This is a genomic window from Enterobacter sp. RHBSTW-00175, from assembly GCF_013927005.1.
Taxonomy (GTDB): Bacteria; Pseudomonadota; Gammaproteobacteria; order Enterobacterales; family Enterobacteriaceae; genus Enterobacter.
In genome coordinates this window covers 605,951-620,144 of sequence record NZ_CP055930.1, presented here as the reverse complement: position 1 = coordinate 620,144, position 14,194 = coordinate 605,951, and the positions used below count along the sequence as shown (strand labels likewise).

General features: G+C 59.1%; 13 protein-coding genes. 10 read left to right on the top strand and 3 right to left on the bottom strand.

What is annotated here, in order from left to right:
- Window positions 1–276 precede the first annotated feature (276 nt).
- The 8 genes from iolG to iolB are packed head-to-tail and all read left to right on the top strand — an operon-like array spanning window position 277 to window position 9,661.
- Window positions 277–1,263 carry an inositol 2-dehydrogenase gene (iolG, locus tag HV107_RS02875; protein WP_182062006.1) on the top strand — a complete coding sequence of 329 codons (987 nt, stop codon included), beginning with the start codon at window positions 277–279 and terminating at the stop codon, window positions 1,261–1,263.
- Window positions 1,264–1,294: 31 nt separating this feature from the next.
- The gene (locus tag HV107_RS02870; protein ID WP_014071315.1) at window positions 1,295–2,224 is read left to right on the top strand and encodes a sugar ABC transporter substrate-binding protein; all 930 of its coding nucleotides are present in this window, start codon (window positions 1,295–1,297) and stop codon (window positions 2,222–2,224) included.
- Window positions 2,225–2,278: 54 nt separating this feature from the next.
- Window positions 2,279–3,826 (top strand): sugar ABC transporter ATP-binding protein, encoded by a 1,548-nt coding sequence (locus tag HV107_RS02865; RefSeq protein WP_182062005.1) that lies wholly within the window; start codon window positions 2,279–2,281, stop codon window positions 3,824–3,826.
- A gap of 11 nt (window positions 3,827–3,837) precedes the next feature.
- The gene (locus HV107_RS02860) at window positions 3,838–4,866 is read left to right on the top strand and encodes an ABC transporter permease (protein WP_182062004.1); all 1,029 of its coding nucleotides are present in this window, start codon (window positions 3,838–3,840) and stop codon (window positions 4,864–4,866) included.
- A gap of 8 nt (window positions 4,867–4,874) precedes the next feature.
- Window positions 4,875–6,008 (top strand): Gfo/Idh/MocA family protein, encoded by a 1,134-nt coding sequence (locus tag HV107_RS02855; RefSeq protein ID WP_182063445.1) that lies wholly within the window; start codon window positions 4,875–4,877, stop codon window positions 6,006–6,008.
- Window positions 6,009–6,020: 12 nt separating this feature from the next.
- Window positions 6,021–7,925, top strand: a complete 1,905-nt coding sequence (iolC, locus tag HV107_RS02850) for a bifunctional 5-dehydro-2-deoxygluconokinase/5-dehydro-2-deoxyphosphogluconate aldolase (protein ID WP_182062003.1) — start codon at window positions 6,021–6,023, stop codon at window positions 7,923–7,925.
- 11 nt (window positions 7,926–7,936) lie between these two features.
- Complete coding sequence (gene iolE, locus HV107_RS02845) at window positions 7,937–8,827, top strand: myo-inosose-2 dehydratase (protein ID WP_182062002.1); 891 nt, start codon at window positions 7,937–7,939, stop codon at window positions 8,825–8,827.
- Window positions 8,828–8,836: 9 nt separating this feature from the next.
- Window positions 8,837–9,661, top strand: a complete 825-nt coding sequence (gene iolB / locus HV107_RS02840) for a 5-deoxy-glucuronate isomerase (RefSeq protein WP_182062001.1) — start codon at window positions 8,837–8,839, stop codon at window positions 9,659–9,661.
- Here the strand turns inward: iolB and HV107_RS02835 are convergent.
- Complete coding sequence (locus tag HV107_RS02835; RefSeq protein ID WP_259349677.1) at window positions 9,627–10,841, bottom strand: MFS transporter; 1,215 nt, start codon at window positions 10,839–10,841, stop codon at window positions 9,627–9,629. The two genes, iolB and HV107_RS02835, sit on opposite strands and share 35 nt — an antisense overlap.
- 115 nt (window positions 10,842–10,956) lie before the next feature.
- On the opposite strand from HV107_RS02835, the gene HV107_RS02830 reads away from it, so the two are divergent.
- Complete coding sequence (locus HV107_RS02830; protein WP_182062000.1) at window positions 10,957–11,400, top strand: helix-turn-helix domain-containing protein; 444 nt, start codon at window positions 10,957–10,959, stop codon at window positions 11,398–11,400.
- Window positions 11,401–11,456: 56 nt separating this feature from the next.
- Here the strand turns inward: HV107_RS02830 and HV107_RS02825 are convergent, their stop codons facing one another.
- Entirely contained in the window at window positions 11,457–12,686 is a 1,230-nt protein-coding gene (locus HV107_RS02825; protein ID WP_182061999.1) for an MFS transporter, read from the bottom strand.
- Window positions 12,687–12,783: 97 nt separating this feature from the next.
- Here HV107_RS02825 and HV107_RS02820 point away from each other — a divergent pair, with 97 nt between their 5' ends.
- Window positions 12,784–13,674, top strand: a complete 891-nt coding sequence (locus HV107_RS02820) for a LysR family transcriptional regulator (RefSeq protein WP_182061998.1) — start codon at window positions 12,784–12,786, stop codon at window positions 13,672–13,674.
- Here the strand turns inward: HV107_RS02820 and HV107_RS02815 are convergent.
- Window positions 13,671–13,859, bottom strand: a complete 189-nt coding sequence (locus HV107_RS02815; protein ID WP_182061997.1) for a YfgG family protein — start codon at window positions 13,857–13,859, stop codon at window positions 13,671–13,673. The genes HV107_RS02820 and HV107_RS02815 overlap by 4 nt on opposite strands.
- Window positions 13,860–14,194: the final 335 nt, after the last annotated feature.

Below are 14,194 nucleotides of genomic sequence, written 5' to 3'. Positions count from 1 at the left end.
GGGATGGTTCGGTGCGGCCTTTTCTCCCTGGCCCACTTGGGGAGAGGGGACGGCTTGGGGCTGTCTTTTCTCCCTCGCCCCTTTGGGGAGAGGGCCGGGGTGAGGGGAAGATGTCCTCCCCTCTATGTTGTGAGATTGATAACAGAATTTATCTCATTCATCTCAAAAGTGTTAACTCGCACTCAAAAACATAATTTTCACTATTTATAAAAATGAAATAAATGTTTTATTTATAGGGTCGTTAGTTCACAGCATTCACCAACACCGGGAGCCGTTATGTTTAACATTGCTTTACTGGGCGCTGGCCGAATTGGCCAGGTACATGCAGCTAACATCGCCAGCCACAGCGCGACCACGCTCTGGTCCGTGGTTGACCCTAATCAGGAATTTGCCACTCGCCTCGCGACGCAGTATCAGGCCCGCCAGCAGAGCCTTGACGAAGCGATGACCGACCCTAACGTTCACGCCGTGCTGATCGCCTCCGCGACCGATACTCACGCTGACCTGATTGAAATGGCCGCCCGCCACGGCAAAGCCATTTTCTGTGAAAAGCCGGTACACCTTGACCTCGCCCGCGTGCGCGACTGCCTGAAAGTGGTCAAAGAGTACGACGTGCCGTTGTTCATCGGCTTTAACCGTCGCTTTGACCCGCAGTTCCGCCGTGTGAAAACCGATGTCCAGGCCGGGCGCATCGGTAAACCGGAATCACTGCTGATTATCTCACGCGATCCGTCTCCGCCACCTGCGGAGTACGTGCGTGTCTCCGGCGGTATGTTCCGCGATATGACCATTCACGACTTTGATATGGCGCGCTTCATCATGGGTGAAGAGCCGGTGTCGGTATATGCCCAGGGTAGCAACCTGGTGGATCCGGCGATTGGCGAGGCGGGGGATATCGATACCGCGTTTATCGTTCTGAAATATGCTTCCGGCGCGATGGCCACCATTGTTAACAGCCGCCGCTCCTCTTATGGCTATGACCAGCGCCTTGAACTGCACGGCTCCGAAGGGCTGCTGTGCGCGGGCAACATTCTTGAAAACCAGGTGCAGCACTTCGGCAAACAGGGCTGCACCAGCGCGCTGCCGGAACACTTCTTCCTGCAACGCTACAAATCCGCTTACGCCGCGGAATGGGAACACTTTGTTGCGGTTCTGCGCGGCGAAGCGGTGCCTGATTGCAGCGGCGATGATGGTGAACGTGCGCTGTACCTTGCGGATAAAGCGCTGGAATCGCTGCGTAGCCAGCGCGAGATCGTCCTCTAAACACAACAACCCTACACAGAGAGACATAATAATGAAAAAACTGATCTTAGCCGCCCTCATCGCCATGACGTCCGGGGCCGCTCTCGCCGAAAACGAGCAAATTGTTTTCAGTACGCCAAACCTGGCCATGCCGTTTGAAGTTCACATGCAGCGCACGGCGGTGAAAGCCGCAAAAGAGATGGGCGTGAAGCTTCAGGTGCTGGACGGGCAGGGCAGCTCACCGAAACAGGTGGCTGACCTGGAAAACGCCATCACTCGTGGGGCGCAAGGTTTTATCGTCTCCCCGAACGATGTGAACGCGGTCTCCAGTGCGGTGGATGAAATTCAGGACGCGAAGCTGCCGGTCGTCACCCTTGACCGCTCCGTCGATAGCCAGAAAAAAGTGCCGCACTTTGGCGCCAACAACTACAAAGGCGGCCAGGCGATTGGTGACTTCGTCAAAACCAAATTCCCCAACGGCGCGGACATTATCCTGCTCACCGGTCAGCCAGGCTCTTCCTCCAATATTGAACGCACCAAAGGGATCCGCGACAGCCTGAAGGCGGGCGGGGATAAGTACAAGATCGTCGCCGATCAGACCGGTAACTGGATGCGTTCAGAAGGGATGCGCATCGTTGAAAGCGTTCTGCCTTCACTGCCGAAACGTCCGCAGGTGATCCTCTCTGCCAACGACGATATGGCGCTGGGGGCGATTGAAGCCTTGCAAAGCCAGGGCGTGAAGCCGGGCGAAATTCTGGTCACTGGTTTTGATGCCGTTCCTGAGGCGCTGGCCCGCGTGCGAGATGGCTGGCTGGCGGTAACGGCGGATCAGCGTCCGGGCTTTGCGGTGCAGACGGCGATGAGCCAGCTGGTGGCCAGCGTGCGTGAGAAGAAAGCCATCACTGGTGCGGATTACCCGCCGACGCTTATCACCAAAGAGAACCTGCAACAGGCTGAGCGTATCGGCGAAGCTGGCAATTGATATGTCCGCAGCCGCCGCGTAAGCGGCGGCTCACTCTAAAGGAGGAGCAGACTGATGTCGCAACCCTTACTGAAAGTGACCGACCTGGCCAAAAGCTTTTCCGGCGTCTGGGCGCTGAGCAGCGCTCAACTGACCGTCGGCAGCGGAGAAATTCACGCCCTGCTGGGGGAAAACGGGGCAGGAAAATCCACGCTGCTGAAAGCGCTCGCGGGCGCGCAGCCGCAAACGCGCGGCGATATCTGGTTCAACGGTGAAACGCTGCCGGTGGACGACTCCCCGGTGGTGCGGCAGAACAAGGGCATTATCACCATCTATCAGGAATTTAACCTGCTGCCCAATATGACCGTTGCAGAAAACATGTTTCTTGGGCGCGAGCCGCGCAGGCGTAGCCTGATCGTTGACGAAAAGGCGGTTAATCAGGAGGCGCAGGTCATTCTCGATTACCTGCAGCTGAACGTCGCCCCAACCACGCCTGTCGCCCGTTTGAGCGTGGCCCAGCAGCAGATGGTGGAGATCGCCCGGGCGCTGACCCTGAACGCCAGGTTAATCATTATGGACGAACCTTCCGCCGCGCTGAGCGACAGCGAGGTGGAAAGCCTGCACCGCGTGGTGCGTGAGCTTAAAAACCGTGGTGTGAGCATTATTTATGTCACCCACCGTCTGCATGAAGTTTTCCAGCTTTGCGATCGCTTCACCGTTTTCCAGGATGGCCGTTTCACCGGCACCGGCGCAGTGGCAGAGACCAACGTTGAACAGCTGATCCGCCTGATGGTCGGGCGCGACGTGGCCTTTAATCGCCGTCCGGCCAGCGAAACCCATCATGAAGATAAACCCGTCCGCCTGGCAGTGAAGGGGCTGAGCCGCGAAAAGCCGCCGCTGGATCCGCACGGCATTGCCCTGCACGACATCAGCTTCCACGTTCACGCCGGGGAAGTCTTAGGCATTGCCGGGCTGGTGGGCGCAGGGCGCACCGAAGTGGCGCGCTGCCTGTTTGGCGCAGACGCCTTTACCTCGGGGAGCTTTGAGCTGGACGGCGTGCCGTACCAGCCGCGCGACCCGCTTTATGCCCTTGATCAGGGCGTGGCGCTGGTACCGGAAGACCGCAAAAAAGAGGGGGCGGTGCTGGGGCTGTCGATTCGCGACAATCTGTCGCTCTCCTGCCTCTCCTCGCTTCTGCAGTGGCGCTGGTTCGTGAACACCCGCAAAGAGGACGACCTGATTGAGTCCTACCGCAAAGCGCTGCAGATAAAAATGGTCAACAGCGAGCAGGAAGTGCGCAAGCTCTCCGGCGGCAACCAGCAAAAAGTGATCCTCGCGCGCTGCATGGCGCTCAACCCGCGGGTGCTGATCGTCGATGAACCGACGCGCGGCATCGACGTGGGGACCAAATCAGAAGTGCACCAGGTGCTGTTTGATATGGCGAAAAAGGGCGTGGCGGTGATCGTGATCTCCTCCGATCTGCCTGAAGTGATGGCGGTGTCTGACCGGATCATCACGCTCAGTGAAGGCCGGGTGACCGGCGAGATCCACGGTGACGACGCTAACGAAGAACGGCTGATGACGATGATGGCCATCAACCACAACGCCCTGAACGCGGCATAACGGAGTTTCTCATGACGCAGATGATTTCTAAAACACAGGCCCCGGTCAAACGCGCCGGACGCATCGATCCCATCGCCTTCTTCGAGCGCTTCGGGGTGCTGATTTTCATGATCCTGCTGCTGATTTTCTTCCAGTCGCAGAACAGTAATTTTTTCTCTGAACGCAATATTTTCAACATCCTGACCGAAGTCTCTATCTACGGAATCATGGCCGTGGGGATGACCTTCGTCATCCTGACTGCCGGGATCGACCTTTCCGTGGGATCCATTCTGGCGGTGTGCGCCATGACCGCGGCGTACGTGATTAAGGGCGACAACTTCACCACCGTCGACCCGAACGCCTGGGGCGGCATGAGCTGGCTGATTGGGTTGGGGATTTGTCTGGCAATGGGCACGGCGATTGGCTTCCTGCACGGTCTGGGCGTGACTCGCCTGCGCCTGCCGCCGTTCATCGTTACCCTTGGCGGGATGACCATCTGGCGCGGCCTCACGCTGGTGATTAACGACGGCGCGCCGATTGCTGGTTTTGATCCTGGCTACCGCTGGTGGGGACGCGGGGAGCTGCTCGGCGTCTCCATTCCTATCTGGATCTTCGCCATCGTTGCTGTCGGCGGCTATCTGGCGCTGCACAAAACCCGCTGGGGCCGCTTCGTCTACGCCATTGGCGGTAACCCGGAGGCGGCGCGCCTGGCGGGGGTGAACGTGAAGCGCGTGCTGGTCAGCGTGTATGTGTTGATTGGCTGTCTGGCGGGGCTGGCGGGCTTCATTCTGAGCGCGCGTCTGGGGAGCGCCGAGGCAGTCGCCGGGATCTCCTTTGAGCTGCGCGTCATCGCTTCGGTGGTGATTGGCGGCACCTCGTTGATGGGCGGTTACGGGCGCATTGGCGGCACCATTATCGGCTCCATCATCATGGGTATTCTGATTAACGGCCTGGTGCTGATGAACGTCTCGGCCTACTACCAGCAAATTATCACCGGATTAATTATCGTTCTGGCGGTGGCGTTTGATACCTACGCCAAAAGCCGTCGCGGCGCACTGTGAGGATCATGATGAAAGAGGTTCGTATTGGATTGATTGGCACCGGGTATATCGGCAAGGCACATGCCATCGCCTATGCCCAGGCCCCGACGGTATTCAACCTGCGCGGCAAGCTGGTGCGCGAGATGGTGGCCGAAGTGAACCCGACGCTGGCGGCAGAGCGGGCGCAGGCGTTTGGCTTCAACCGTTCAACCGGGGACTGGCGGGCGCTGGTGGCCGACCCGGCCATTGACGTGGTGGATATTTGTTCGCCTAACCATCTGCATAAAGAGATGGCGCTGGAGGCAATCCGTCACGGCAAGCACGTCTACTCGGAGAAACCGCTGGCGCTGAATGCCCACGACGCGCGCGAGATGGTCGACGCCGCGAAGCGGGCAGGGGTGAAAACGCTGGTGGGGTTCAACTACATGAAAAATCCGACGGCGCAGCTGGCGAAAGAGATTATTGCGCGCGGCGAGATTGGCGAGGTGATCCATTTCTACGGCACCCACAACGAAGATTATATGGCCGACCCGCTTTCTCCGATCCACTGGCACTGCTTTAAAGAGACCGCCGGACTAGGGGCACTGGGCGATCTGGCGGCGCATATCGTCAATATGGCGCAGTACCTGGTGGGGGAGATTGAGCAGGTCTGCGGCGACCTGAAGATCGTGGTCCCGGAACGCCCTGCAAAGGCCGGATCGTCGGAGATGATTGCCGTCGAAAACGAGGATCAGGCCCACGCGATGGTGCGTTTTGCCGGTGGGGCGCAGGGCGTCATTGAAACCTCACGCGTTGCCTGCGGCCGCAAGATGGGGCTGTCGTACATCATCACCGGGACCAAAGGCGCTATCAGTTTCACCCAGGAGCGCATGGCTGAGCTGAAGCTCTATCTGCATGACGATCCGGTGAACCGCCAGGGGTTCCGCACGCTGCTCGTCGGCCCGTCACACCCGGACTACGCCGCGTTCTGCATGGGCGCGGGCCACGGTATTGGCTTTAACGATCAAAAAACGGTGGAGGTGCGCGACCTGGTAGACGGGATTGCCGCCGACGCGCCGATGTGGCCGGACTTCGAAGAGGGCTGGAAAGTGTCTCGCGTGCTGGACGCGATTGCACTCTCGCATCTACAGGGCCGCTGGCTGAACGTGAACGACATTGTCTGATGAGGTATCAACGTGGAAAAGCAGTTTGATGTGATATGCATGGGCCGCGTGGCGGTAGACCTCTACAGTCAGCAGATTGGTGCCCGCCTGGAGGATGTGTCAAGCTTCGCCAAATATCTCGGCGGGTCGTCCGGCAACGTGGCGTACGGCACCGCGCGTCAGGGTTTACGTTCGTCGATGCTGGCGCGCGTGGGCGATGAACATATGGGCCGCTTCCTGCGCGAAGAGCTCAACCAGGTGGGCTGCGATACCAGCCATCTGATTACCGATAAAGACCGCCTTACGGCGCTGGTGTTACTCGGCATTAAAGACCGGGACACTTTTCCTCTGATTTTTTATCGCGATAACTGCGCGGATATGGCGATTACCGCCAGCGATGTGGATGAAAGCTACATTGCCTCCGCACGTTGTCTTGCCATCACCGGGACTCACCTTTCTCACCCACAGACCCGCGAGGCGGTGCTAACGGCGCTGGGCTATGCCCGCCGTCACGGCGTTCGCACGGTGCTGGACATCGACTACCGTCCGGTGCTGTGGGGGCTGACCGCCTTAGGCGATGGCGAAACGCGCTTTATCGCCGCCGATAAGGTCACCTGCGAATTGCAGGAGGTGCTGCACCTCTTCGACGTCATCGTCGGCACCGAAGAGGAGTTCCACATTGCGGGCGGCAGCACGGATACCCTACAGGCGCTGGGGCAGGTGCGTGGTGTGAGTCAGGCCACGCTGGTCTGCAAACGTGGTGCGCTTGGCTGTTCGGTCTATACCGACGCCATTCCGCCCCGACTGGACGACGGCCTGACGGTGACCGGCGTGCGCGTGGAGGTGCTGAACGTTCTCGGCGCGGGGGATGCGTTTATGTCCGGTCTGCTGCGCGGCTACCTGAACGACGAGGGCTGGGAGCAGGCGTGTCGCTATGCCAACGCCTGCGGCGCGCTGGTGGTCTCGCGCCACGGTTGCGCCCCGGCGATGCCGAGCAAAATTGAACTGGATGATTATCTTTCCCGCGCCGCCCTCGTTCCGCGCCCGGATCTTGACCCGCGTCTTAACCATCTCCATCGCGTCACGACCCGCCGCCGCGAATGGCCGGAGTTGTGCGTGATGGCCTTCGACCACCGCAGCCAGCTGGAAGATATGGCAATGCAGTGTGGCGCGTCGCTCAAGCGCATTTCGGCGCTGAAACAGCTGATCCTGCAAGCCAGCCGTGAGGCGGCGAGCCGCGCCGGGCTGGAGGGCAAAGCTGGTCTGCTGTGCGACGGCACCTTTGGTCAGGACGCGCTGAACGCGATAACCGGCGAAGGGTGGTGGATTGGCCGCCCTATAGAGCTGCCGGGCTCCCGGCCGCTGGAGATGGAGCACGGCAACATCGGTACTCAGCTTATCAGCTGGCCGCAGGAACACGTGGTGAAGTGCCTGGTCTTCTTCCACCCGGAAGACGCCCACGGCCTGCGCCTGGAGCAGGAGCAGAAAATCGCCGAGGTGTACCACGCCTGCTGTCAGTCCGGGCATGAGCTGCTGCTGGAGGTGATATTGCCCGCGACCATGCCGCGCAGTGACGAACTTTACCTGCGTGCTATCTCCCGTTTCTACAACCTGGGCATTTACCCCGACTGGTGGAAACTGCCGCCGCTCTCAGCCGAGGGCTGGACGGCATTGAGCGAAATCATCGAACGTCGTGACCCGCACTGCCGTGGGGTGGTGATCCTGGGTCTGGACGCCCCGGCAGAACAGCTGCGCGCCGACTTCAAAGCGGCCTCGGGGCAGGCGCTGGTCAAAGGCTTCGCCGTGGGACGCACGCTGTTTGGCGATGCCTCGCGCGCATGGCTGAAACACGATATTGACGATGCGCAGCTTGTGGCGCGCATTCGGGACAACTACCTGCAGCTTATCGCCTGGTGGCGCGAGCGCGGACACGCATAATGGAGACGACAATGAGTGTACAACTGGGCATTAACCCGCTGACGTGGACGAACGACGATCTGCCTTCACTCGGCGCGGAGACGTCGCTGGAAACTTGCCTGAGCGAAGGTAAAGAGGCCGGTTTCGCCGGTTTTGAACTGGGCAATAAATTCCCGCGCGAAGCACGTCTGCTCGGCCCCATCTTGCAGCGCCATGACCTGCAACTGGTCTCCGGCTGGTATTCTGGCCGCCTGCTGGAGCGCAGCGTGGAGGAGGAGATCGCCGCCGTGCAGCCGCACCTGACGCTGCTGCGCGAACTGGGCGCGAAGGTGCTGGTCTTTGCGGAAGTGAGCGGCTGCATTCACGGCGAGCAGCAGACCCCGGTGCATTTGCGCCCGCGTTTCCCGCAGGAGCGCTGGAAAGAGTATGGCGAGAAACTCACCGAATTTGCCCGCTATACGCAGCAGCAGGGAGTGCAGATTGCCTACCATCACCATATGGGCACGGTGATTGAGTCCGCTGACGACGTGGACAACCTGATGACCCACACCGGCGACGCGGTGGGGTTACTGCTGGATACCGGGCATCTGACCTTTGCCGGGGCCGATCCGCTGGCGGTGGCGCAGCGCTGGGCGTCGCGTATCAACCACGTTCATTGCAAAGACGTGCGTGCCGACATACTGGCGGACGTGAAAAACCGTAAAACCAGCTTCCTCGATGCGGTGCTGAGCGGCGTGTTTACCGTGCCGGGCGACGGCTGCGTGGATTACCCGCCGATCATGCGGCTGCTGAAAGCACAGGACTATCACGGCTGGCTGGTGGTGGAGGCCGAACAGGATCCGGCGATAGCCCATCCGCTGACCTACGCCCGTCTGGGGTATAACAATCTGAGCCGCCTGGCGCGCGACGCCGGACTTATTTGAGGAGGTGACATGTCACGTCTGTTATCACGCTGGCAGCAGCCGAACGGCGAGGGGCGCACCCAGTCGGTCACGCCGGAAAGCGCAGGTTGGGGGTATGTCGGCTTTGAGGCGTATGAACTACAGGAGGGGCAGCAGCTGACGCTGCCCGCCGTGAGCGAAGAGCGCTGTCTGGTGCTGGTGGCCGGACGCGCTTCCATCAGTACGCCTTCCGCGCAGTTTAACGACATCGGCGAGCGGATGAGCCCGTTCGAACGCATCAAGCCGTGGTCGGTTTACGTCACCCCGCAGGAGACGGTGCAGGTGAAGGCGCTGACAAAACTGGAGCTGGCGGTCTGCGCCGCTCCCGGCAAAGGCACGTATCCGACGCGGCTGATTGCCCCGCAGGATATCGACGGCGAAGCGCGCGGCAAGGGTAATAACCAGCGCTACGTGCATAATATTCTTCCGGAAGACAAACAGGCCGACAGCCTGCTGGTGGTGGAGGTCTGGACCAACGAAGGTTGTACCAGCTCGTACCCGAGCCATAAGCACGACACGGATAATCCGCCGAACGAAACCTATCTTGAGGAGACGTACTATCACCGTCTGAACCCGGAGCAGGGGTTTTGTATGCAGCGCGTTTACACCGACGACAGAACGCTGGATGAGTGTATGGCGGTCTACAACCGTGATGTGGTCATGGTGCCGAAGGGCTATCACCCGGTGGCGACGATGGCCGGGTATGACAGCTATTACCTCAACGTGATGGCCGGGCCGGTGCGAAAATGGATGTTCACCTGGGAAGACGATCACGCGTGGATTAATCGCGATTATCCCGCAGAGAGTGGGCGCTGAAGCGGGTTAACAACCAGAACACCAGCGCCAGCAGGCTGACCGAGGCGCCAAGCAGGCAGACGCCCGGCCAGCCGGCAAAGGCATACATCATCGTCGTGCCGAGCGCGCCGAGTCCACTGCCGACGGCATAAAACAGCATGTAAATCCCGACCAGTCGGCTGTGCGCCTCGGGACGGGTGCGAAAAATCATGCTCTGGTTGGTGACGTGCAGTGCCTGTGCGCCCAAATCGAGCAGGATGATGCCGATAAGCAGGATCCCGAGTGAACGGTCCATAAGCGACAACGGCCACCATGCCAACAGCAGAATCACCAGTGCCGCCGCGCTGGTGCGTTGAGCATAGCCCCGATCGGCCCATCGTCCTGCCCGGCCAGCCGCCAGTGCCCCCACCGCGCCAGCCAGTCCAAATGCGCCAATCGCGGTATGCGAGAAGCTAAAGGGCGGGGCGCTCAGCGGCAGCACCAGCGCGCTCCAGAAAATGTTGAACGACGCAAACATCAGCAGCGCCAGCACGCCGCGTATCTGCAGGATTTTTTCCTGGCGCAGCAGTGTCAGCATTGAGCCCATCAGGCGCGGATAGCTTATCCTGGCAGAGACGGCTGGCAGAGCGGGAAGCCTCCACCACAGTGGTAATGCAATGATGAGCATCAGCGCGGCGGCACACAGATAGACCCCACGCCAGCCAGCGATATCGCTGATGCCGCCAGCAAAGACGCGCGCGAGCAACAGACCCATGAACACGCCCCCCTGCGCCGCACCGACAACACGCCCTTGTTCATGCGGCGACGCGGCGCTGGCGGCATAGGCAATCAGCCCTTGCGTCATTGCCGTACCCAGCATGCCGGTCGCAAGCATACCTGCGAGCAGGGCGGAGGAGGTCTGCGCCATGCTGACGTAAAACAGCGCGACTACCAGCCCCACCAGTTGTATTGCCATTAGTCGCCGGCGATCAACGTTGTCACCCAAAGGAACCACAAGCAACAGAGCCAGTGCGCAGCCCATTTGCGTCGCGGTCACCACGCCACCCACTGCCGCATGGCTGATACCGAAATCGTTCGCCAGCGCATCAAGCAAAGGCTGTGCGTAATAGACGTTAGCCACGCTTAAACCACTGGCGATGGCGAACAGCCAGACCATGCTGCGCGGCATATCGGCTGAAAGAGGGGCTGATGTCAGTGACATATTTACTATTCCTCGCCTGAGTTAACCTGGTTTTAAAATGAAACTGGTTGAATGCTAGGTTATGTGGTTTTAAAATGCAACTGGTTATGGCTGGCCTTTGTGAGGAAAAAACGAGATGTCCCAAAAGACGGTTAAACAGGAATATTGTCCCGTTGCCCGCAGCGTCGAGGCGATCGGGGATCGCTGGTCGCTGCTTATTGTGCGTAATGCGTTTGACGGCATGACGCGCTTCGGGGATTTTCAGCGGAGCCTCGGAGTGGCGCGCAACATCCTTTCTGACCGGCTTCGCAAGCTGGTTGATGCGGACATCCTGACGTTACAGGGGGCATCAGACGGCACGGCGTATCAGGAATATGTGCTGACCGATAAAGGTGAGAGTCTTTTTCCCGTGGTCGTGGCACTGCGTCAGTGGGGAGAACAGCATCTTTTTGCGCAGGGCGAGCGCCACTCGCTGCTGGTCGACAGGCGGACGGGCAAGCCGGTTCCCTTTATGGTGCCAGCAGCGCAGGACGGCACTGCTCTGCTGCCGGGGGATACGGAAGTGCAGAAAGTTAAATGAGCCGCCTTTTCAGCAAACCATCGGTTCTGAATGATGTCGGACACAGATAACCGTATTTATGTATCAGAGAGATTTGCCGGAGGCGCCGTTTTGTACCCGTTAGTCAGCGTGGCGCGCTGGATACAGTGCAATGCAGTTAGCCTGCCGGGAAGACGGACAATCGCTATCGCCAGCCCGGCAATCACCAGCGTCAGGCCCGCTGAGACCCACATTGCGCCGACAATCCCCAGCGTTTTATTCAGCCACGCATAGGCAAACGGCGACGCCGCCGCCATCAGTTGACCGGGAATAAGCAGTATACCGGTGCGGGCGGCATAGCTTTCGGGACTAAACAGTTCCAGCGGCAGGGTGGCTTTGACGAGGGTGACCAGCCCGTTTATCGCACCGTATCCCAGCACGAACCCGGCGGCGCACCAGACAAAAAGGGCGCTGCTTAACCCGACGAGAAAGCAGATCGGCATAGCGATCGCGGTGAAAAGGGTCAGATTGAACGGCGTTATGCGGGTGCCCGCCATCACTTCCATCGCGCGCGCGCCGGTCTGGCCGAATCCCCACAGCATGCCAACGACCACTGGCAGCCCAAAGTGGGTGATAAACTCTGGCAGGTGGGTGGACGTTCCGTTAGAGACGAAGGTGATAAGGGCAATAAAGACAGCATAAAGCCAGCCGTTACGCCGCTCGTTATTCAGCGGCGGCGTGCTGACCTTTGTCGTCACCGTCAGCCGCTGCCGGGGAAGCGTACGTATCAGTGCCGCGCTCAGCAGACCAAAGAGGGCATAGACGCGCAGCACGTCCTGCCAGCCCATGACGTGAAGCAGGCCATCACCCAGCGGCCAGAAGATGGCTGAGGCCAGCCCGCCTGCCAGCGTGACGCGCGAGATGGTTCTTCGCGCCTGCTGCCCGTACAGGTTCACCAGCGCGGCGAACAGCGCATCGTACAGCGACAGGCGCATCCCGACGCCGGTGACCAGCCAGGCACAGTACCAGCCAAAAAGCGTCTGGGTATACGCCATCCCCGCGCAGCTTATGGCGATCAGTAACGTGCCGCCCATCACCACCTTCTGACCGCCAAAGCGTGCCAGCAGGCGGGCGACAAACGGAGAAACCGCCGCCATCACCAGCATCGCCAGCGTCAGGCCGAAGTAAATCTGCGGTGATGACCAACCCCGGTCGGCTGAAATCGATCGCGCAAGGGTGCCGGGCATATAAAACGAAATTCCCCAGTTGATGAGTTGATTGCATCCCGCCGTCAGGGCGAGTCGGCGAGGCAGGGCAGGTGTTTCCATTATTTTTCATTCCGTTATGCAGTTGTCCTCAGCATAACGGGCGCGGTATTGTGCAGGCAGGCTCGCGACCTTATGACCTGTATAAGAGAAACTTTGAATGACGACGCTAAATCTGGGCAATCTGGCGACTTTTCGCCTGGTGGTACAGCGGGGCAGCTTTTCCGCCGCTGCGGATGTGCTTGGTATTTCTCAGCCTGCGGTTAGTCTGCAAATCCGCCAGCTAGAGCAATTTCTCCAGACGCGATTAATTGAGCGAACTGGGCGCGGCATTAAAGCCACTGCAGCCGGGCTGGCGTTGTTAAGCCACGGGGAGCGTATCGAACAAGTGGTGGATGAGGCTATTCGTTCCGTCAGCGAGTTTAACCGCGAGGTGAGCGGCACAATCACGCTCGGGACTGGGGCAACGGCCTGTATCCATCTTTTGCCTCCGCTGTTGCAGCAGCTACGAAACGACTACCCGTTGTTAAAGGTGGGCGTCACCACCGGGAATACGCTCGATATTGTGCGCGCGATTGAAGAAAATCGTCTGGACATGGGGCTGGTCACGCTGCCTGTCAGCGGGCGCGCGCTGGATGTTATGCCGGTGATGAACGAAGAGTTCGTCTTTATTGTTTCTCAGGAGCAGCCCGGCGCGTGGCATTTGCTGACGCCAGAGGTTCTGCACGCTCAGCCCCTGATTGCTTTCGAATCGGGAAGCGGTACACGCGCGTTGATTGACAGCTGGTTTGAGGCCTGCGGGATCGCGATAGCGCCGGTCATGCAGCTCGGAAGCATCGAGGCTATCAAACGTATGGTGCGTGCAGGGCTTGGATACAGCATCGTGCCGCGAATGGCGGTGGAAAACCCAGCCGATTGCGAAGGGTTAAGCGTGCATTCGCTGACGCCGGTTTTGCATCGCCAACTGGCTGTAGTGATGCGCCAGGATAAAATCCTGAGCAAAGGGATCTCTGCCATTATACGGATGCTGCAAAATAAGCCGCTGGTTTAGCGTTCGGAAGTATAGACGGACAGACTGGTTTGCTGAGATTGCATTTTATCCTGATGGTGATACCAGGCACCGATGGAAGAATAAACAAAGCGGCCAAAGAAAAAGAGAAAACTGATAAGCAGTATGATGCGGGTCATCCGAGTGTTAAATCGATGTCGTTTGTGCATACGCGTGGCCTGACTCACTGTGTTTATCCTGGGCATACCCTTTTGGGCGATACGGATATTAAGGCACAGTGGGAAGAGGGGGTCAATTCTGGAATGTGTAAAAAACCGTCAACGTTTACATTAACTAATGTTATTAAACATGGTTTATGCATTTACCGCTTTGATAAAATAAATAAAACGAGTTCCGAATTTCGTAAGAAAGCATTATTCGAATAAATTAGTTTGATTTAAGTCAACGGATTCCCTGGGCCTCGAACTAAAATCCATCCTCCAATATGCCCGCGCAGAAATTGACTGGCGGCATCTTCGTCAGGTTGGATGCCTGTCTTAATTTACCCACAGGATCGAATGGG